The sequence below is a fragment of the Bacillus cereus group sp. BfR-BA-01360 genome (genome assembly GCF_022663595.1).
GTDB classification, from domain to species: domain Bacteria; phylum Bacillota; class Bacilli; order Bacillales; family Bacillaceae_G; genus Bacillus_A; species Bacillus_A cytotoxicus.
The window spans coordinates 227,242-245,749 of the sequence record NZ_JAKUFV010000002.1; the positions used below are offsets into that span (position 1 = coordinate 227,242).

Below are 18,508 nucleotides of genomic sequence, written 5' to 3' on the forward strand. Positions count from 1 at the left end.
CTAACAGCGCTTCAGGAAAAGGGATGTATTACAGTCCTGGCATACAGAATGAGGCGGGACGTTATAACTATGAGTTGTTTACTTACAATCAACAAGGAAAGAAAAAGAGACTTGTTTTTTCTGCTCGAAACCAATTAAGGAAAGAGTCTTATATTCGGCTATATTATACGCTATTTCGGGTGTTACGTACTGGTAAGAGGTTCAATTTGAGGATTTGCCAAAAGTAGTGAAACAACGGTATAAAAAATAGGAAAAGATAACTTTATAGATTTTACTATTTTTTATATCATATCGTATTTTATGTATAATGAAATTAGGTGATGCAAGATGGGAAATTTAAAAGATAAAAAAATCTTAATTGTCGATGATGAACCAGAAATAAGAATCATGATTGAAAGGTTCTTAAGAAAAGAGGGATTTTTCCGGATTTTTAGTGCTGCTGATTGTACGTCAGCTCTATCGCTTTGTCGTGTAGATCGGCCAGATATCGTTATTCTTGATGTTATGCTACCTGATGGTGACGGCTTTTCACTTTTATCTTCGATTAGGCAGTTCTCAAATATGCCGGTTCTGTTTCTATCTGCACGAGGAGAAGATGAGGACCGGTTACTTGGATTAGGTTTAGGGGCAGATGATTATATTGTAAAGCCGTTCTTACCACGTGAACTCGTATTACGTCTTATCGCTGTTTTAAAACGAGTCTATTCTTCTCCTGTTGTAGAGCGTCTATCAATCTTTCAATTAGGGAAACAAACTGTGGACTTAGAAAGCGCTGTTGTGTATAGGGGTGAAACAGAAATGCCCTTAACAGCAAAAGAACATGCTATTCTTGTAAAGCTATATGAGAATCGAGGTCGAATTGTGACAAGCGACGCTATATGTCAAGCAGTTTGGGGAGATGATAGCTACGGTTACGAAAATACATTAATGGTCCATATTAGGCGAGTACGTGAAAAAATTGAACCAGATCCCTCCAAACCGATTTATCTTCTTACTGTGAGGGGACTAGGGTATAAATTGCTTTTGAAGGAGACGCATTAATTGAGAGGAATTATTCGTATATTACATAAATTTGCAATGGCAACGATATGCATTTCTATATTTTTACTGATTTTTAATTATGTCTTATTAGGCATAATGATATTTAAAGAAATGAATCTAGATTTATCCCCAAAAAATGTGCTGAAGCAAGTGAATGAAGGATTAAACAAACAGGATGAAAACTATCAACTTGATGAACAAGCTGTAAAGTGTCTGCAAAATAATCGCGCTTGGGCAATGTTAATTGGTGAAAATGGGCAAGTACAATGGGAGTATCAATTACCTAAAGATGTACCTAGTTCTTACAAGATGGCGGATATTGCTAAGTTTTCACGTTATTATCTTTCAGAATATCCTGTCTATACGTGGGAACATCAAGATGGGCTACTAGTAGTAGGATATCCAAAGAAAAGTCATTGGAAATATCAACTTCATTTCCTTTCTGATTCGATTCAGTCAATGCCGATGAGACTTCTCCTGCTGCTACTCTTTAATATAGGAATAACTGTATTTATCTCTATGTTGATTGGTACGCGTCTTATAAGAAAAATCCGCCCTCTTGTGTCCGGGGTTCACAAACTGGCCAAGGAAGAAGTCGTTCAGCTGGATTCAAAAGGTCTATTCGGTGATTTAGCTCAAAGTATCAATTCAGCTTCGACTAAGCTTCAAAATAAGACAGCTGCGTTGAAAATGCGAGATGAGGCACGTTCCAACTGGATTGCAGGAATTTCTCATGATATTCGAACACCGCTGTCTATTATTCTTGGTTATGCAAGTGAAATGGAAGATGATTCAGATTTGTCGGAGGATCAGAGAGAACGAGCTCGTATTATGCGACATCAAGGAGAGAAATTACGAGCGCTTGTGAGCGATTTAAACCTTGTTTCTATGCTTGAATATGAAATGCAGCCTTTATATTTAAAAAATATTCGTCTATCTGTTTTAGCAAGACAGGTTGCAACTGATTTTTTAAATAATGGATTAGATGATAAATATCAGATTGAATTAAAATTAAAGGATGACGGGGCTCAAATTAGGGGAGACGAAAAATTACTGATTCGAGCAATTAGTAATGTAGTTCAAAATAGTATCCGGCATAATCCGAATGGATGTGAAATTATTATCGAAACCGCTTTATCAAAAGATCGCTCTACATATCATTTTATTGTACAAGATAATGGACAAGGAATTCCAAATGAAAAAATAGCTGAAATTACCGAATTACCTTATTCTTCAAAAAGAAAACAAACGATTCAAGAAGGGCACGGTCTAGGCATTCCAATGGTAGCAAGAATTATGCAGGCGCACCAAGGACAGCTTATTCTAACAAACAACGAAAATCAAAAAGGTTTACAAGTTGTTATGGAATTTCCTTTAAACTCACAAAATGAAAAAGTATATAAATAAGAAATTGAAGCAAATGAAAATCTTGATTGTAAATAGATACAGGTATTGAGGTTGATTCTGGGCAAGCAGGAATATTTGATTCGGCAATTTAGAGAAAAAATGAAATTATTATGTATGAAGCGAAAAACATTTTTGATATAGATATGGATGAAGAAGAGCATAAATTTTATGTAGCTTGTTAATAATTTAACTGGTAAGGAAGGTGGTGCGTATCAACTTCAGGCTTAGGAAACAATTATTAAATTGAAAAATATCTAGATGATGGTGTACGTGGGCATTACGAGGGCAAAAAATAAAATTTGTCAAAAAAACACTCAACTGAGTGTTTTTTTTGACCTTCATCATTCTTTTTGTAATTATGCAGATGCCTTCTCTTTACGGAAGATTCCCATCAATCCTCCAATTAACAATAATACGCATGGTAGGATGTAAAACATAGAGATGCAAATTAACCCGCCAATAGCAGCAATTGTCATCATAATTCCGCCAACTTTAGCTTTACTTTTTACCATAACTGATCCAACAATACCTAAAATTGAAAGACCCACAGCTCCCCAACCTAAGCCGATAATACTATCTGCTCCGTCGGCTTCTAAAGCAGAGCCAAGTCCACCAATAAATAATGCAATAAATGCACATAAAATACCAAAAATACCACCAATAAGTCCTAATACAAATTCAGTTGTTCTTTTCATTTAAACCAATTCTCCTTTATTGTGCAGTTGTGAATTCGAATTTTACAGATTTTTCATCAAACGTAAAATTAGGTTTATATGTACCTATATATTTGTCTGCTTCTGCTACATCAAATAGGACTTTTCCTTGAATTTGATTTCCAGGAGCAATGTTTTCATTCATAAATATATTATCTCCGGCGAAGTATTGTTTAAATTGATTGCCATTAGCATCTGCAATTTTTAATTCTTCAGCACCAAAATAAGCTTCTTTTTTGCCGTTATTTTTAGCATTAAAAGTGATTTCTAGTACTTTTCCTTTTTCTGCTTTTACATATTCGTTTGGTTCTATGAATTTGGCAGAATTGAAAGTGATTTGCAGACCATTAACTTCTACAGTTTCGCCTATTTTATAGACTTTGTTATCAGCTTTACTATCTTTCTTTTCCTCTTGTTTAGGAGAGTCATTTTTGCTCACTTCTGTAAGCGCACTTTGCCCATCCTTCGTTGAGACGCCAATATTTGATGCAGCAAAAGCAATTCATATCGATAAGTCTGCTATAACCAAAAAAATGAAAAAACATAAAATGATGTCTCCTCAAAAACTTGCAAAAATCGCCATCAATGGAGTCCATAAAAATAAACTTATAATCTGCCCCATGCCACTACGCAAAACAATGGATGTCATATTTACAATCTTCCCTTCAATGCATCATGCATTAGGAAGGTTTATTTGCAAAGTAGTTAGAGAAACGAAAGAATCATCTGACTCATATTGATAATTACTTCCTATAAAGTATATCATTCCATTCGGCAATCTTTTATGCTTCGATTATCGGAACGCTCCTGAGTCACTGACAATCGTATTTTGGAATCATGAAGAAGATGATGTAGAAAAGAAGCAGTATATCCAGTTTGTTCAACTTTTCAACAATTGCTTGATAGTTTACGTGCTTGTTTTAGATTTATCTATTAATTAATAAAACCTATACTTAAATATTACAATCATAAAAATAGTGTTACATTTTTAAATAAAAAGGTGTAATTAATAATATTAAAAGACAAAATGTTGAAAGTTTAATTAAAAATCACTTTGAGCTGATTACCAAATATTATAATGATAGGGAAAAAGAACTAATTCATAGTTTACAATTTGAAAAACTATGAATTAGTTTGAATTAATTTATTAGGGGGAAGGCATGTATGAAATCAACTGGAATTATCCGAAAAGTGGATGAACTTGGAAGAATTGTTATCCCAAAAGAATTAAGAGACATGTTAGATATTGGCATTAAATCACCTTTGGAAATATTTGTAGAAAATGAAAGAATCGTTTTAAAGAAATATGTACCTTACAACACTTGTCAAATAACAGGGGAAGTATCGAATGATAATATTTCACTTGCAAATGGTAAAATTATTTTAAGTCCTGAAGGGGCAAAATATTTAATTCAAGAGTTAGAGAACTATTTAGTAAAATAATGCTTTGATTTCCATTGCTTCATAAATAAGTATTGTATTTTTAGAAATAAAGTGAGATTATTTTATTATCTCTACATAATAATTAGTATTAAAGGCACCAAAAGTATAGATAGATTTCATGATTATCATTTTACATTTTAGTATGCTGTAACTAAATTAGTTTACTGTTTTATGCGCTAATAAAACATGGTTTCACAATTTTAGGAGGTTTTTTTCGAATGAAGTTACGTAAGGTGCAAAGTCTGCTACCAATATCTGCAGCAATGATTACACTAATCTCAAATCCAGTAGAAGCAGATGCTTCAACTTATACTGTCAAAAAAAATGATACTCTAAGTGATATAAGTAACCAATATGGAGTATCCGTTCAATCTCTGAAACAAGCTAACAATAAAACAACTTCTCAAATTTATGCTGGGGAACGTTTAACGATTCCAAATGTATCGAAGCCAAAACAACATACACCACAATATCATGCAGCTGAGTCTCATTCAACATACCAAGTCATTTATCAAGTAAAAAGAGGCGATACATTGGCATCTATCGCGCAACAATACAATGTTTCCATCCAACTTCTTAAACAAAATAATCATATAAACAGTGATAAAATTTATATAGGTCAGCACTTAAAAATTGATACAGGTCTTTCGCTACAAGAAGTCGATTTAATGGCCCGCTTAGTAAATGCTGAAGCTGGGGGAGAGCCGCATAAAGGGAAAGTTGCGGTAGCCAAAGTTGTTTTAAATCGTGTTCATGCAAAGGATTTTCCAGACACAATTACAGGTGTCATTTATCAACCTATTAAAAATGGTTATGCTTTTACACCAGTTACGGACGGAAGAATTAACCAACCCGCTTCACATGAAGCAAAAATGGCAGTAGAAGAAGCACTTACTTCAAAAGGCGAAAATGCCGATTGGTTATATTTTTATAATCCACAAACAGCGACTGATAAATGGATAACAACACGTCAAATCGTTGCGCAAATTGGAAATCATGTGTTTGCTAAGTAAAAAATTCATACTGATTTTACCTATATAATACACGATATAAAAGTGATGATACATAACAAAACGCCTACGAATGGTTCATTTCAATCGTAGGCGTTTTGTGTGCCTAGTTATATAAAAAGCAGAATCTTGTAAGTAGGATTCATTTTTTATGTTATAGTATAGATAATTGAATAATTCAGAAAAATAAAAAGATAAGGAGGACTATTTATGGCTGATACGCAAAACAACGGAAATAAAAATTTTTTTAAAAAGCGTTTTTATAATGTGTTAACCTCTATACCTCTTGTAGTGATTGCTTTAATAACAATATACTCATTAGATTTTGGATTTACTCACTTTCTATTATTAACAGGCATTACAACTATTATTTTAATGATTCAATGTATTTACTATTATTTAGCGTAGAAAAATTATACAAGTAATTCTTAAATATAAAATAGATCCCCCTTGTTATTTTTTCCAAAAGACACTTAAAAGGAAGTGATATTGTAGCACTACAGATTGATAAGTAAAGGTAATACCTATAAATATATGGAAAAAGTAGAGGCTATAGCTTTTACTTTTATAGCCCTTCCAACAATTCAAGTTCTTTTTCTACAAATAACATCAAATTTTTTATTGTGTCCTCAGAAAAATCAAAGCGGATTCCAGCTGCTTCATACACTTCTTTCAAAGACTTTGAACTCCCCAAAGATAAAGCCTTTTTATAGTTTTGTAGGGCTTCTTTTGGATTTTCTTTATATTGTTTATACATGTTTAATGCACCAATTTGTGCAATCGCATATTCGACATAATAGAATGGTACTTCAAAAATATGTAGTATAGGCAGCCATCCAGTGGAGATCCAATGTTCATAGCCATTTATATTTACTACACTTGACTGATAAGTTTTATATAATTTCAAATACGTGTCATTTCTCTCTTGAATAGTGTGGTTGGGATTTTCATACATCCAGTGTTGAAATTGATCAACGATAACCATTGCGGGTAAATACTTAATAATATTTTCAAAGAAATCTATTTTTGCTTGCTTTAAATTATCTTTATTTGTATAAAATGTATCCCAATAGTCCAATGAAAATAATTCCATTGTCATACTAGCTAATTCAGCAGCTTCCATTGAAATCGTTTGATATTGATGTAACTCTAAATGTTTCATGCATTCATTATGAATACTATGACCCATTTCATGTAGAAAAGTAAGCGCATCATATTGCGTGTAATTCAAATTCATAAAAATAAAAGATAATTGAGAAACGGGTAAATACTCACAAAAGCCACCAGCAGCTTTTCCTTTTCGACTTTCTAAATCTAATAAATTATTTTTATGCATTCGCTTTAACAAATTCGAAAAGGAAGGGTCTAAATCATGCAAAATAGAAGAACTTTTTTCAATCAATTGTTCTTTATTTTTAATAGGTTTTAAAGGTTTTTTATTTGGTGCTACCGCTGCTATATCCCATGGGCGAAGGGCATTTACTTCAAGGGCCGCTTTTTGTTTATGAAGTATTTTATCTAGAAGCGGTACAACATATTTGCGGATAGATTCCGCAAGTTTATAGCAATCCTCTGGTGTATAATCAAAGCGTTCATATTTTTTAAACATATAATCACGATAATTATCTAATTGAACATTCTTTGCTTTTTGATGCCGAATTGTAATTAGTCCATTAAAAATAATTTGTAATTCCTTTTCGACAGATAAAAACTTTTCTGAAATAAGAATTTTTGCTCTTTTACGTATAGTTCGATTAGGGTCTTGTAAATAAGACTGCAATTCCGTAATTGTTTTTTCTTTCCCGTCCCATATCTCAGTTAGGCTTCCTGTAATTTCATAGTATTGCGTCACTAATTGATCTTCTTTTACTTCTAGCTCAATGTTTTTTTCGCTAAATAAGGATTGTGCATTTTGAATCTTTTTATCTAGTAGATCATAAGTATCGGGATTAAGTTGCATCCGAAAAGGTGATGCTAAATATTTCTGATCAAACAAGCTTTGATAACGTTTTAAAAGAGGGCGTACATGTTGCTGGTCATGTTCAAACACATTTTTAATTTCATGATTGTCAGTATTACACTGAAAATCGATATAATGAACTCTTAATTGTTCTTCAATTTCCCATATTAATTTTGACTGCTTTTTTAACCAATTCCTAAGATCTTTCTCTGAAGAAATGGGAGTATCTAATAAAGTAGACAGCTCCTGTTCTAATTTTTTTATATTACTTATGTCCATCGTATGAGATTGTGGCATTTATATCCCTCGCTTTTATTTATTCATAAAGATATTCTTCTTTTTTATTTTAATCCCTTTTTTATCCAAACTTTTTGAGTCAAATGCACCGAGAATGATTCTAATTGTGATAGTATGTTAGGAAGAAATTTCTCGCGACATAATTGTTAGAAATACTTAAGTAGACAAGTCTTATTGCTATAACTAGCAGGGGTATCTTTTCGATGTAACATTCGAAAAAGGACAAGCATATACTGTTGATACCCATTAACTTTAGTAACCTCAGCTTTCGTTAATAGGGCATCTCACAATCCCTGAAAAAGAGCACTTACGGAAATAAGTGCTCTTTTCTAAATTTCATTAAAAATGAGACAGTCAACATAGCATTTTCGTTTAACACCGAATAACTCATTCGTAAAGTGATGTAACAGATAAGTTATAGCTAATAAAAAGAAGCATCTACTTCGTTTGTTTTTAAATGAATCAATGATCACATATGAAATTGTTAAAAGAAGGAATGGGACAAATGGTTTATTACATATATAGAAAGAGGTTGAAAATCGATGCAGGCTATTAGTATTCGATAATAAAACAGAAATCTTTTATAATATAGGAGGGAGATAAAATTTTTATTAATTATATGATTATACATGGTGATGGGAGTGTTAATAGTTGCGAACAGGGAAAGTGTATCTTTATGTATTTCATACAATGTCAGACTGGGAATATGGATATTTAATTGCTGAACTAAACTCAGGAAGGTGTTTTAAAAAAGATTTAGCACCTTTAAAAGTAATCACAGTAGGAGTTAATAAAGAAATAATCACTACAATGGGAGGATTGAGCATAAAACCAGATATTCCTCTTGATGAATGTACTCTTGAGAGTAAAGATCTTTTAATTTTACCTGGGGGGAATACTTGGAGAGAAGAAATTCATCAACCTATCTTAAAAAAAGTTGACGAAGCTTTAAAGCTTGGTACTATTGTTGCTGCGATTTGTGGTGCAACTGAGGCTCTTGCGAATATGGGATATTTAGATTTTAGAAAGCACACAAGTAATGACTTAGAGTATCTTAAAATGGTTTGTCCTAATTATAAAGGAGAACCATTTTATGAGAAGAAACCTGCGGTATCTGATGAGAATTTAGTTACTGCATCAGGATTAGCACCTCTGGAATTTACGATCGAAGTACTGAAAAAATTAGATGTATTTGCACCCGATACGTTACATGCATGGTATAACCTAAATAAGACTCATAAACTTGAATACTTCTTCCAATTAAGGAATTCGATAAATAGATAAGTGAAAAAACAGTGGAAGTTAGGGATTCAAAAATGTACTTCGACAAATTGTCAATCATATGCTGTAGTAGTAAATACAGCTATTTACATAAAGAAAAGGATAGATATTACAGAACGATTCTCTGTTATCTATCCTTTTCTTTATGTAATAAAAAAATGCTAGTATGTTTTTTAATTCACTTTCTTTATGAACCCTCTATAATGACGCTTTACCAGCTGGCTTTCTAATGTTTTCATTGTTTCTAATGCAACACCTACAATAATGAGTAAGCTTGTCCCACCGATTTGTGCGGAAGGTGGTAGTGTCGCAATTTTTGAGAAAATGACTGGTAGAATCGAGATGGCGCCTAAAAAGATTGCACCAATGAAAGTTAAGCGGTATAAAATGCTTGTGACATATTGTTCGGTTGCTTTACCAGGGCGAATGCCAGGGACATATCCATTTTGTTTTTTTAAGTTCTCTGCCATTTGTTCTGGATTAACTTGAACGAATGCATAGAAATATGTAAATGCAATAATGAGCCCTACGTAAAGAGACATTCCAATTGGATGGGCAGAGTTAAAATTTTCACCTATCCATTTTGAAACACTCAAATTTGGGAACAGCTGCGCGATTGTTTGGGGCATCATTAAAAAGGCAGAAGCAAAGATGACTGGGATAACGCCAGCGCTATTTACTTTAAGAGGCAAATGCGTGTTTTTTGCTCCTTGATATTGATTGGTGTTTGAAACTGCTTTTGCATATTGAATAGGGATTTTCCGAATTGCTTGCTGGATGTAAATAACACCGACAACGATTACTAATATAACGAAAGCAATTAATGCTATTTTGACAATATGCATAAAGAGTTGATCGCCAGCATTTTGAAATTGTTGTAAATAAATCTGGTTTACAACGTTTGGAATCGCAGCAACCAGCCCTGCAAAAATCAGTATCGAAATCCCATTCCCGACGCCTTTTGCAGTAATTTTCTCCCCTAACCAAAGTAAAAAGGCAGTACCAGCAGTTAGCACGATTGCGATAAATAGATAAGTCGTCCAACTTGTATTTGTAATTAATTGTCCACCTGCTATATTGTTAAAGCCAATTGACATGACAATGGCTTGAATAAATGCGAGAATGATTGTAAAGTATCGAGTGAATTGAGCTAGTTTTTTACGGCCCATTTCTCCTTGCTTTGCCCATTCTGTAAATTTAGGTATAATGTCCATCTGCAATAACTGAATGATGATGGAAGCTGTAATATATGGTGTAATACCAACAGCAAAGATTGAAAAGTGCTGCAAAGCTCCTCCGCCAAATACATTCAGCATACCTAGTACATTAGCTTGATCTTGTATTTTTAAAACTTCTGCGTTTGTATGAGGAACTGGAATAAACGTGCCAATCCGAAAAACAATTAGCATCGCAAGTGTAAAAAAGATTTTTCGCCTTATCTCAGCTACTCTCATGAAATTTGAAATTGTACGAAACATTATGTCGCCTCCTGTATTGTTATCAGCTTTATCAAACTGATTATGATATCCCGGTAAATAAACCCACAAACCTCCTTCCGTTTCATATTCAATTGACAAATTTTATAATTTTCCTGGATATACAAATACAAGGTTTTATATGCGAAACATTTTATTTCGTAGTCATCCGATATTCATAATATACCTAATAAATAAAAAAATGTACATATATTTACAGTGAAAGAATGAAACTTTACATGATTTTAACTTTCCAACGAATCGTTCCATACGATAAGGTGTCTTTTTTATGTTAATATAAGCATGATAAATATCACTGCGAATAAAAAAAGGAGTTTACTATGTCAATTATCGATAAATTAAAGCTTAATAAATACAATAATATGGCGGTTCTGAACCAACCAACTGATTACGATGTTTTTCCAAATCAATCAACACCTGTAAATAAAGCGCATGATGCGATTTTTATTTTTGTAGAAACACTTGATGAAATGGTGGAACGAACCAAGTTTATTATCCATAATGAAGACCTTTTACTTGAGAAGGGGTATTTATTTTTTGCTTATCCGAAAAAAGGAAATACTCGTTATCCGACATTTATTCATCGTGATGACATATTTCCTGCATTAAAAGTTGGAGAAGATGGTTATGTCGACAATAGTGATATGAAATTTTCACGTATGGTAAGCATGGATGATGTTTTTACAGTGGTCGGTTTAAAACGTGAAAAAAGAAAGGAAAAGAAAGCAACTGCTTCTAGCCAATGTGTAGATGATTATATAACTCATGTAAAGGATGTTGAAGCGTTACTAGCTGCGTATCCAGAGGAGCTTCAGTTTTATCAAAGTTTAACACCTGGCTACCAAAAAGATTGGGCGCGTTATATCTTTTCTGCCAAGCAGCAAAAAACACGTGATAAACGTCGACAACAGATGACAGAAGTTCTTTCGCAAGGATATAAAACAATGGATTTATATCGCAGAAAGAAAAAATAAGATGTTCGTATATAAGAATCATCCCCTTTAAATCCTCTGTATAATTAGGTTTTAAAGGGGATTTTCTTTCATTGCTAGCATATAAGATTTGTACCGTTTTTGCTAACATTTCAACTCTTTCCTGCGAACAAGTTATTTAGCTTGTATATATGATGAAGTAATTGTATTTTTTTCTTTTGAGAATATTGATTTAAGAGAGAATGCATTAAATTTAGGCGAAACTGTTGTGTTAGAAGGAGAAATTAATCCTTTATTAACTGAGCTTCGCAAAATTGAAAAAGAAATATGGTGCACATTTATTAGTTGATGATGCCCATAGTATCGGAGTATTCGGGGAAAACGGTCGTGGTACATGTGAGCATTTTGGTGTTGAATCTTATCGCAGGTACATTCAGTAAATCTTTTGACAGTTTAGGAGGATTTGTTGTCGGTGATGACGACATTATTGATTTTATTTCGCATAATGGGAGAAGTATGATTTTCAGTGCGAGTATGACTCCTTAATAATAGGGAACTTTTTTATATGTTTACGGAATTGATAAGTGTAGTGCACCAGAAAATACATTAAGAACAGTGAAGGTCATACTATTTTTTTCATATAACAGGAATTTTAATACTATTAACGAAAGTGTATGTTAACAAAAAACATAAGAAAGAATTTTCTTTCATGATTCATAATTATCCATTCTTTTAAGAAGTCAGTATAAATAAGGAGAAACAATATATGGGGAAAAAGGTACTGTTTTTTGGAGATTTTGGAATTGATGATACAATAGCTATCATATATGCGCATTTAACAGATAAAATTGATGTTATTGGCATTGTTGCAGATTATGGGAATGTACCTAAAGATGAAGTTATTAGAAATGTTCGGTTTTTACTTAAAAGTGTAGGAAAAGAACATATAAAAGTTTTTGGCGGGGCAGAGCATTCCATGTCTTCAGAAGCTGAAACTTTTTATCCGGAAGTTCACGGTCAGTTTGGAATTGGACCCATTCAACCAGGGCTAACGCTTGAATCATTTGAGAATTTTTTCGAAGTTCTCACACTTATAAAGCAATATAAAAATGAACTTATTATTGTGAATACTGGGAGGTTAACTTCACTTGCAACTTTATTCCTTCTATATGGAGACGTTATGGAAAACGTGCATTCTTATTATATTATGGGAGGAGCGTTTCTTTATCCGGGTAATGTCACTCCTATTGCAGAAGCAAACTTTTATGGCGATCCTGGTGCAGCTAATATAGTAATGAGATATGCAAAGAATCTATCTATTTATCCTTTGAATGTTACACAATCAGCTATCGTGACACCAGAAATGGTCAATTATATTCATTCTAAAGGGAAAACTAAGTTTTTGAAACCTCTTTTAGATTATTACTATTTTCAATTTTATCAAAAAAAAGTCCCCGGAATACAAGGGAGCCCGGTTCATGATGCGCTCACTTTGATTGCGATTAATCGAGATGATATTTTTACGTACTTGCGATCGGCAGTGACAGTTAATGTACTTGATAATGTACGAGGACAAAGTATAGGAGATTTTAGAAATACATTTGAACCAGAAACATACGGTAATCGTCCAAAACATAGGATTGCGATGCAAATGAATTACGAACAGTTTTTTAAGGAGTTTATGACTGTGATGACTGGTGAATTATTTTAACTTCTGTTACCATAAAGGAGAAACAAGTTGTTTCTTTCCCTTCACCAGATAACTTGTAGTTGTATTTATTTTTCGTAGTTGCATGCTCTTCTCCAGTCATCATCTAGTTATTAACGTTTAATTAATTGTTTATAAGTTGTTGCTTTTGAGGAACAAAACATAGAAAGTTACAGTGTAAAGCCGACGCTTTCATCATTTTTATCCGAGTCACTTACATTGGTTACGCTAACACCATTAAAGATTGTACATGTATTTCCTACGCTTGAGGAACCAGAACCATGATAACCTTTATCCATTGCTATTGGTTGTATATTGTACTTATCACCTAAATTAAATGTTCCGTTACAATTTTCGATAATGACTCCTTCAATCACGGAAGGCATATGATTCACTCCTTTGTATTTTGATACATAAACCACTTTCACAAAACAAATCAAACGAGTTTTAATGTATTAGTATGTAAGTAATGTTCATAAATTGCATGATTTTTTTATTAGATTCACGATAAGTTAAAGTACAGTTCAGTATGTTTTTTTCGAAATGATGAACGAGACGTAAATAATGAATACCATTCAAGAATTATCAATAGTATACTAAATACAGTTCTAAACAACGCAGAAATATATTTAGAATTTGTGTATAAACAATAGAACGGAAAAGGTGTTTGAAATGAAATCATATATTGTAGTTGGAGCTGGGATTCTAGGATCATCTGCAGCTTATCATCTTGCTAAGGCAGGAGCCCGGGTTACATTAATTGATCGTCAAGATCTAGGACGAGCTACAGATGCGGGAGCAGGGATTGTATGTCCATGGCTTTCACAGCGCCGCAATAAGGCTTGGTATAAAATCGCTAAAGGCGGTGCAAAATACTACGCTTCTTTAATTCAGCAATTAGAGGAGGACGGTGAAACAGATACAGGCTATAACCGAGTAGGAGCAATTAGTCTTCATACAGATGATAAAAAGTTAGATCAAATGGAAGAACGAGCATATAAACGTCGTGAAGATGCTCCTGAAATTGGAGAAATTACTCGTTTATCGAAAGAAGAGACAAAACGATTATTTCCACCATTATCAGAAGAATATAGTGCTGTACATATAAGCGGGGCGGCAAGAGTGAACGGAAGAGCATTGCGACAGGCTCTTATAAACGCTGGAAAGAAACATGGTGTCACTTTTATCCAAGGAGATGCCGCGTTAATTCATGAAGAGAGTAAAATAAAAGGTGTTACAGTAAATGGGGAAACAATGCTAGCAGATCAAGTCATTATTACTGCAGGTGCATGGGCAAATGAGATTTTAAAACCGCTAGGCGTGAATTTCTTAGTTACATTCCAAAAGGGGCAAATTGTTCATTTGCATATGCCAAATACAGATACTGAAAATTGGCCTGTTGTTATGCCGCCAAATGATCAATATATCCTAACGTTTGAGGACGGCCATATTGTTATCGGTGCAACACATGAAAACGATACAGGGTTTGACTGCCGAGTAACTGCAGGTGGTTTACACGAAGTATTTGCTAAAGCTTTATCTGTTGCTCCGGGGTTAGAAAATAGTACAATGATTGAAACGCGCGTTGGATTTAGACCGTTTACACCAGGCTTCTTACCTGTTATTGGACCGTTACCTAATTTTGAAGGAATTCTTGTTGCAAATGGTTTAGGTGCTTCAGGATTAACCGCTGGACCATATCTCGGTTCCGAACTGGCAAAACTCGCTTTAGGGAAAGAAATAGAATTAGATTTAAGGGATTATGATGTAGCGGGAGCGATTGAATCCTTATAAAGTAAAAAAAGATTAGGCGTATACACCTAATCTTTTTTTACTTTTATATAGGAACTATTAAAACAAAATAGCTTTTCTTATATATTTATGCTATTATTTTCTTTTATCATAAAAGAGGACGTGAACCAATTTGATTAAAATTGATATACCTGCAGTTGATATTTCTATTACAGAAAGAAAACAGATTATAAAAGGCGATGAACCAAGAATTACTCCAATTCATGGATTTATTGATTTTCATCTATTCCCAAGAGACAAAGGTGGCATTTTTATGTTTTATAACATTCATGATGAACTGTTGTTTGTTGGGAAAGCAAGAAAAATTAGACAACGCATTAAAAAACATTTCGAGGACAACGTTTCTCCAATGAAAGCACATCGTGATGAAGTATACCGTATTGATGTATGTCTTGTTGAAGATCCAATGGAAAGAGAGATTTACGAAACGTATATCATTAACACACTTCAAGCGAAATATAATATTGATAAAGTATTTTATAAATAAAATAGCAAACCAAAACATGACCTAGCACTATTAAGGTCATGTTTTTTTATATCGAAATGATTAATAACAAGTAAATCTGAATGTATACTGGTACAAGCAAACGAGAAAGGGGGCAATCATGAACTGGTTAGAAGCTTTTATATTAGGAATTATTCACGGATTAACGGAATTTTCACCTAGATGATTCAATATTAAAAAAGCATTCTCTTAAATTATTTGCGTATTATGTATGGGTTCTAGGCATCTATATTTCAATTTCATAATCCGTAAATATATTTTAAGTGGGAAAGACTTTGGGAGAATAGGAGTTGCTAAAACGAAAATAAAAATTAGTGTTAACAAGTTGAAAAAAGAAATGGAATAGGAAATGAAACAGGAATCTATTATTAAAAAAAGAATTTATTATATTTGAGTATTTAGAAAGGAATAATTTTGTACATATTCCAGTCGAGAAATAGAGTATAAAACGAAATTTCTTTCATTATGTTTGGTAAGCATATTTAACATGATAAAGGGGAAATGCATAGTGAAAAATTCACGCTATCCAATTGGGGAATTTCATTGCGGAGAAACGATTACTAAGGAACAAGTGAAACAATGGATTCAAGAAATCGAACATTTACCTGCAAAGTTAGAAAAAGCAGTTGCAGGTTTACATGCAGATCAGCTAGATACACCATATCGTGCAGGAGGATGGACAGTGCGACAAGTTGTTCATCATGTTGCTGATAGTCATATGAATGGCTATATGCGATTTAAATTAGCGCTAACTGAACATAATCCATCAATTAAAACGTATAAAGAAGAAAAATGGGCAGAACTCTCAGATTCAACATTACCAGTTGAGGTTTCTCTCACATTGTTAAAGACATTGCACCAAAGGTGGGTACATATATTATATTCGTTACAAACTTCTGATTTTGAAAAAACTTTCCATCATCCGGAGTCTGGAGCGATAAAGCTTGTAGTTGCAATTGGGTTATATGCTTGGCATGGTCGACATCATACTGCACATATTACCGCGTTAAGAAATCGATTAGGGTGGTAAGGAAGTGATAGAAGTTGAATTTGTTATTGATACGAATGGTCAAGCATCACTTATTTCATACAAAAAGGAGAGTTAAAAATACGTTCCAACCATCCTTTTTGTATTTTTATAACTTTTTAATGTATGTTGTTCCAAAAAATACGGGGTTAAACTTTTCGTTTTGTATAAACATACAACTTATCGGGTTGTATATTCTGCTAAGGCCTTTTGAATACTTAAAACACTATCATCATTTTTAAATTCTTTTATAATAGGCGCCTCCATGCTAGATACCCAAATTTTTAGTTCAGCATCTAAATCAAAATGACCGGAAGTTTCAACACTGAATTGTGTAATACTTTTATACAGGATAGAATGATATTCTATTTTTTTACCCGTTATACCTTGCTTATCAATTAAAATCATTCGTCGATTTGTAAAGACGATTAAATCACGAATTAATTTATAAGCATATTCAACGCGCTCATCACGTAGCATAATGTTTTGTAAATCACGCTCTACCTTTTCTATATTTGTATCAGATGCATTTCCTAAAATACCGCTAAATAAACCCATGTAAGATTCCTCCTTCTTTATAATCCATATGTATATTGTACCATGTTATAGAATAGGAGAAGCTTACAAAGAAAAACGAGATTCGAATCAAGTTTGCAAAGAAAAGTTGACACTTCATACCAAAAATTTGTGTCAAAATAAAAACAAGAAATGGAAATAGAGGTAGGGAAAATGAAAAATATCGGTTTAGTATTAGAGGGCGGAGGAATGAAAGGTTTATATACTGCAGGTGTGCTTGAATATTTTATGGAGAATGTTTTATTTTTTCCTTATGTAGTAGGCGTTTCTGCAGGAGCATGCATGGGAGCAACATATTTATCAAGACAAAAAGGACGAAATAAAAAAGTAAATATAGAATTAGTATGCGACCATCGTTATATATCATATCGAAACTTTATTAAAAAGCGGGAATTATTTGGTATGGATTTTCTTTTTGATGAAGTGCCAAATAAACTTGTACCATTTGATTTTCAAGCCTTTATGAATGCAAAGGAGCAGTTTGTAATTGGAACGACAGACTGTGAATCCGGACAAGCGCTGTATTACAATAAACATGAGCATGGGAATGATATATTAAAAATCATTCGTGCTTCAAGTTCTTTACCATTTATTGCGCCTGCTGTAGAGTATGGAGGAAGAAAATTGTTAGATGGGGGAATTATTGATCCTATTCCTGTTCGTAAGGCACAAGATGATGGATTTCAAAAAAATGTTGTCATTATGACAAAGCCAGCAGGATATCGAAAGCATCCCAATCCATTTTCGAAAATGGTGAAATGTTTATATAGACGCTATCCGAAAGTCGCAAATCTTCTAGCAGAACATTATCAATTGTATAATGATACCATTTCTTATATGAATTCTCCTAAACAGAACGGTAACTTTTTTATCATTCAACCAAGCCTTCATCTTCCTGTGAGCGGAATTGAAAGAAATAAGGATAAGTTGATTCATTTATATAATCTTGGATATGAAGACGCCAAAAGGCATTATAAGCAGTTATTAAACTGGATAGAGAAATGATGGTAGAATTGCTACGCATCGATTATTTGATAACAACTTTACCAAGTAAAACAAAAGCCACACAGATAACTCGTTTGCGTGGCTTTTGTTCATAAAATATACAGGATTATTAACTTGTTTATATAGGAATTTGTCTATAAATACAAGAAATACATAGTTAACATTAAGTATTTGTTATTCGTTTTAAGAGAATTATTTTTAAAAAAATACGAATTCAATTAAAAAGAAATGTATTTTGAAGGAAAATAATTCGTTACAAATGGATTTGAAACAGAGGAAGAGTGTATAATAAACT

20 protein-coding genes and 2 pseudogenes are annotated in these 18,508 nt (G+C 33.1%); 16 read left to right on the plus strand and 6 right to left on the minus strand.

The features are described from left to right. The first annotated feature begins 23 nt into the window (after window positions 1-23). The 3 genes from MR056_RS02945 (at window position 24) to MR056_RS02955 (ending at window position 2,448) form a co-directional block, all read left to right on the plus strand. A complete protein-coding gene (locus tag MR056_RS02945; RefSeq protein WP_235436391.1) occupies window positions 24-227 on the plus strand; it encodes a DUF1093 domain-containing protein in 204 nt (67 codons plus the stop codon). A gap of 100 nt (window positions 228-327) precedes the next feature. Continuing rightward, a complete protein-coding gene (locus MR056_RS02950) occupies window positions 328-1,041 on the plus strand; it encodes a response regulator transcription factor (RefSeq protein ID WP_048722965.1) in 714 nt (237 codons plus the stop codon). Beyond that, window positions 1,042-2,448: a sensor histidine kinase gene (locus MR056_RS02955; RefSeq protein WP_048722967.1), complete on the plus strand. Its 1,407-nt coding sequence runs from the start codon at window positions 1,042-1,044 to the stop codon at window positions 2,446-2,448. A 356-nt stretch (window positions 2,449-2,804) separates the two neighbouring features. Here MR056_RS02955 and MR056_RS02960 read toward each other — a convergent pair whose 3' ends face one another. After that, entirely contained in the window at window positions 2,805-3,143 is a 339-nt protein-coding gene (locus MR056_RS02960) for a DUF4064 domain-containing protein (RefSeq protein ID WP_087098723.1), read from the minus strand. 16 nt (window positions 3,144-3,159) lie between these two features. Further along, window positions 3,160-3,606: pseudogene (locus MR056_RS02965) on the minus strand (DUF4352 domain-containing protein); the annotation flags it as partial. On the opposite strand from MR056_RS02965, the gene MR056_RS02970 reads away from it, so the two are divergent. The 4 genes from MR056_RS02970 to MR056_RS02990 all read left to right on the plus strand — a co-directional run bounded on the left by MR056_RS02970 (window position 3,593) and on the right by MR056_RS02990 (window position 6,022). Continuing rightward, on the plus strand, window positions 3,593-3,901 hold the full coding sequence (locus tag MR056_RS02970; protein ID WP_140388422.1) for an SDR family oxidoreductase: 309 nt from the start codon (window positions 3,593-3,595) through the stop codon (window positions 3,899-3,901). The pseudogene MR056_RS02965 and the gene MR056_RS02970 sit on opposite strands and share 14 nt — an antisense overlap. A gap of 424 nt (window positions 3,902-4,325) precedes the next feature. Next, complete coding sequence (locus MR056_RS02980; protein ID WP_012094321.1) at window positions 4,326-4,604, plus strand: AbrB/MazE/SpoVT family DNA-binding domain-containing protein; 279 nt, start codon at window positions 4,326-4,328, stop codon at window positions 4,602-4,604. 218 nt (window positions 4,605-4,822) lie between these two features. Further along, window positions 4,823-5,617 (plus strand): LysM peptidoglycan-binding domain-containing protein, encoded by a 795-nt coding sequence (locus tag MR056_RS02985; protein WP_048722974.1) that lies wholly within the window; start codon window positions 4,823-4,825, stop codon window positions 5,615-5,617. A gap of 207 nt (window positions 5,618-5,824) precedes the next feature. After that, entirely contained in the window at window positions 5,825-6,022 is a 198-nt protein-coding gene (locus tag MR056_RS02990; protein ID WP_048722977.1) for a hypothetical protein, read from the plus strand. Window positions 6,023-6,179: 157 nt separating this feature from the next. Here MR056_RS02990 and MR056_RS02995 read toward each other — a convergent pair whose 3' ends face one another. After that, entirely contained in the window at window positions 6,180-7,871 is a 1,692-nt protein-coding gene (locus MR056_RS02995) for a M3 family oligoendopeptidase (protein ID WP_048722979.1), read from the minus strand. A 651-nt stretch (window positions 7,872-8,522) separates the two neighbouring features. Here MR056_RS02995 and MR056_RS03000 point away from each other — a divergent pair. Next, complete coding sequence (locus MR056_RS03000; RefSeq protein ID WP_048722981.1) at window positions 8,523-9,155, plus strand: type 1 glutamine amidotransferase family protein; 633 nt, start codon at window positions 8,523-8,525, stop codon at window positions 9,153-9,155. Window positions 9,156-9,325: 170 nt separating this feature from the next. On the opposite strand, the gene secY is transcribed toward MR056_RS03000, so the two are convergent. Then, on the minus strand, window positions 9,326-10,630 hold the full coding sequence (gene secY, locus MR056_RS03005; RefSeq protein WP_012094325.1) for a preprotein translocase subunit SecY: 1,305 nt from the start codon (window positions 10,628-10,630) through the stop codon (window positions 9,326-9,328). 338 nt (window positions 10,631-10,968) lie between these two features. Between secY and MR056_RS03010 the strand changes: the two genes are divergently transcribed. From MR056_RS03010 to MR056_RS03020, 4 genes and pseudogenes are all read left to right on the plus strand, one after another. Beyond that, the gene (locus MR056_RS03010; protein ID WP_012094326.1) at window positions 10,969-11,622 is read left to right on the plus strand and encodes a YdeI/OmpD-associated family protein; all 654 of its coding nucleotides are present in this window, start codon (window positions 10,969-10,971) and stop codon (window positions 11,620-11,622) included. A gap of 166 nt (window positions 11,623-11,788) precedes the next feature. After that, a pseudogene (locus MR056_RS22790) lies at window positions 11,789-11,893 on the plus strand (DUF1259 domain-containing protein); the annotation flags it as partial. Between the two features lie 74 nt (window positions 11,894-11,967). Beyond that, a complete protein-coding gene (locus MR056_RS03015; protein WP_235436373.1) occupies window positions 11,968-12,126 on the plus strand; it encodes an aminotransferase class I/II-fold pyridoxal phosphate-dependent enzyme in 159 nt (52 codons plus the stop codon). A gap of 220 nt (window positions 12,127-12,346) precedes the next feature. After that, complete coding sequence (locus MR056_RS03020; protein ID WP_048722984.1) at window positions 12,347-13,291, plus strand: nucleoside hydrolase; 945 nt, start codon at window positions 12,347-12,349, stop codon at window positions 13,289-13,291. Between the two features lie 167 nt (window positions 13,292-13,458). Here MR056_RS03020 and MR056_RS03025 read toward each other — a convergent pair whose 3' ends face one another. Further along, on the minus strand, window positions 13,459-13,674 hold the full coding sequence (locus MR056_RS03025) for a spore germination protein (protein ID WP_012094328.1): 216 nt from the start codon (window positions 13,672-13,674) through the stop codon (window positions 13,459-13,461). Between the two features lie 286 nt (window positions 13,675-13,960). Between MR056_RS03025 and MR056_RS03030 the strand changes: the two genes are divergently transcribed. The 3 genes from MR056_RS03030 to MR056_RS03040 all read left to right on the plus strand — a co-directional run bounded on the left by MR056_RS03030 (window position 13,961) and on the right by MR056_RS03040 (window position 16,635). Continuing rightward, window positions 13,961-15,082 carry an NAD(P)/FAD-dependent oxidoreductase gene (locus MR056_RS03030; RefSeq protein WP_012094329.1) on the plus strand — a complete coding sequence of 374 codons (1,122 nt, stop codon included), beginning with the start codon at window positions 13,961-13,963 and terminating at the stop codon, window positions 15,080-15,082. A gap of 130 nt (window positions 15,083-15,212) precedes the next feature. Beyond that, window positions 15,213-15,587 carry a nucleotide excision repair endonuclease gene (locus tag MR056_RS03035; RefSeq protein ID WP_012094330.1) on the plus strand — a complete coding sequence of 125 codons (375 nt, stop codon included), beginning with the start codon at window positions 15,213-15,215 and terminating at the stop codon, window positions 15,585-15,587. Between the two features lie 526 nt (window positions 15,588-16,113). Next, entirely contained in the window at window positions 16,114-16,635 is a 522-nt protein-coding gene (locus MR056_RS03040) for a YfiT family bacillithiol transferase (RefSeq protein ID WP_048722986.1), read from the plus strand. A 177-nt stretch (window positions 16,636-16,812) separates the two neighbouring features. Here the strand turns inward: MR056_RS03040 and MR056_RS03045 are convergent, their stop codons facing one another. After that, the gene (locus MR056_RS03045) at window positions 16,813-17,190 is read right to left on the minus strand and encodes a PH domain-containing protein (protein ID WP_048722987.1); all 378 of its coding nucleotides are present in this window, start codon (window positions 17,188-17,190) and stop codon (window positions 16,813-16,815) included. A gap of 171 nt (window positions 17,191-17,361) precedes the next feature. Here MR056_RS03045 and MR056_RS03050 point away from each other — a divergent pair, with 171 nt between their 5' ends. Continuing rightward, window positions 17,362-18,213, plus strand: a complete 852-nt coding sequence (locus MR056_RS03050) for a patatin-like phospholipase family protein (protein ID WP_242136515.1) — start codon at window positions 17,362-17,364, stop codon at window positions 18,211-18,213. The last annotated feature ends 295 nt before the right edge of the window (window positions 18,214-18,508 follow it).

What these genes read in the sequence shown, in the direction of transcription:
- MR056_RS02945 (WP_235436391.1), top strand. Translation starts at nt 24, where the DNA reads ATGTATTACAGTCCTGGCATACAGAATGAGGCGGGACGTTATAACTAT.
- MR056_RS02950 (WP_048722965.1), top strand. Translation starts at nt 328, where the DNA reads ATGGGAAATTTAAAAGATAAAAAAATCTTAATTGTCGATGATGAACCA.
- MR056_RS02960 (WP_087098723.1), bottom strand. Translation starts at nt 3,143, where the DNA reads ATGAAAAGAACAACTGAATTTGTATTAGGACTTATTGGTGGTATTTTT.
- MR056_RS02980 (WP_012094321.1), top strand. Translation starts at nt 4,326, where the DNA reads ATGAAATCAACTGGAATTATCCGAAAAGTGGATGAACTTGGAAGAATT.
- MR056_RS02985 (WP_048722974.1), top strand. Translation starts at nt 4,823, where the DNA reads ATGAAGTTACGTAAGGTGCAAAGTCTGCTACCAATATCTGCAGCAATG.
- MR056_RS02990 (WP_048722977.1), top strand. Translation starts at nt 5,825, where the DNA reads ATGGCTGATACGCAAAACAACGGAAATAAAAATTTTTTTAAAAAGCGT.
- MR056_RS02995 (WP_048722979.1), bottom strand. Translation starts at nt 7,871, where the DNA reads ATGCCACAATCTCATACGATGGACATAAGTAATATAAAAAAATTAGAA.
- secY (WP_012094325.1), bottom strand. Translation starts at nt 10,630, where the DNA reads ATGTTTCGTACAATTTCAAATTTCATGAGAGTAGCTGAGATAAGGCGA.
- MR056_RS03010 (WP_012094326.1), top strand. Translation starts at nt 10,969, where the DNA reads ATGTCAATTATCGATAAATTAAAGCTTAATAAATACAATAATATGGCG.
- MR056_RS03020 (WP_048722984.1), top strand. Translation starts at nt 12,347, where the DNA reads ATGGGGAAAAAGGTACTGTTTTTTGGAGATTTTGGAATTGATGATACA.
- MR056_RS03025 (WP_012094328.1), bottom strand. Translation starts at nt 13,674, where the DNA reads ATGCCTTCCGTGATTGAAGGAGTCATTATCGAAAATTGTAACGGAACA.
- MR056_RS03030 (WP_012094329.1), top strand. Translation starts at nt 13,961, where the DNA reads ATGAAATCATATATTGTAGTTGGAGCTGGGATTCTAGGATCATCTGCA.
- MR056_RS03045 (WP_048722987.1), bottom strand. Translation starts at nt 17,190, where the DNA reads ATGGGTTTATTTAGCGGTATTTTAGGAAATGCATCTGATACAAATATA.
- MR056_RS03050 (WP_242136515.1), top strand. Translation starts at nt 17,362, where the DNA reads ATGAAAAATATCGGTTTAGTATTAGAGGGCGGAGGAATGAAAGGTTTA.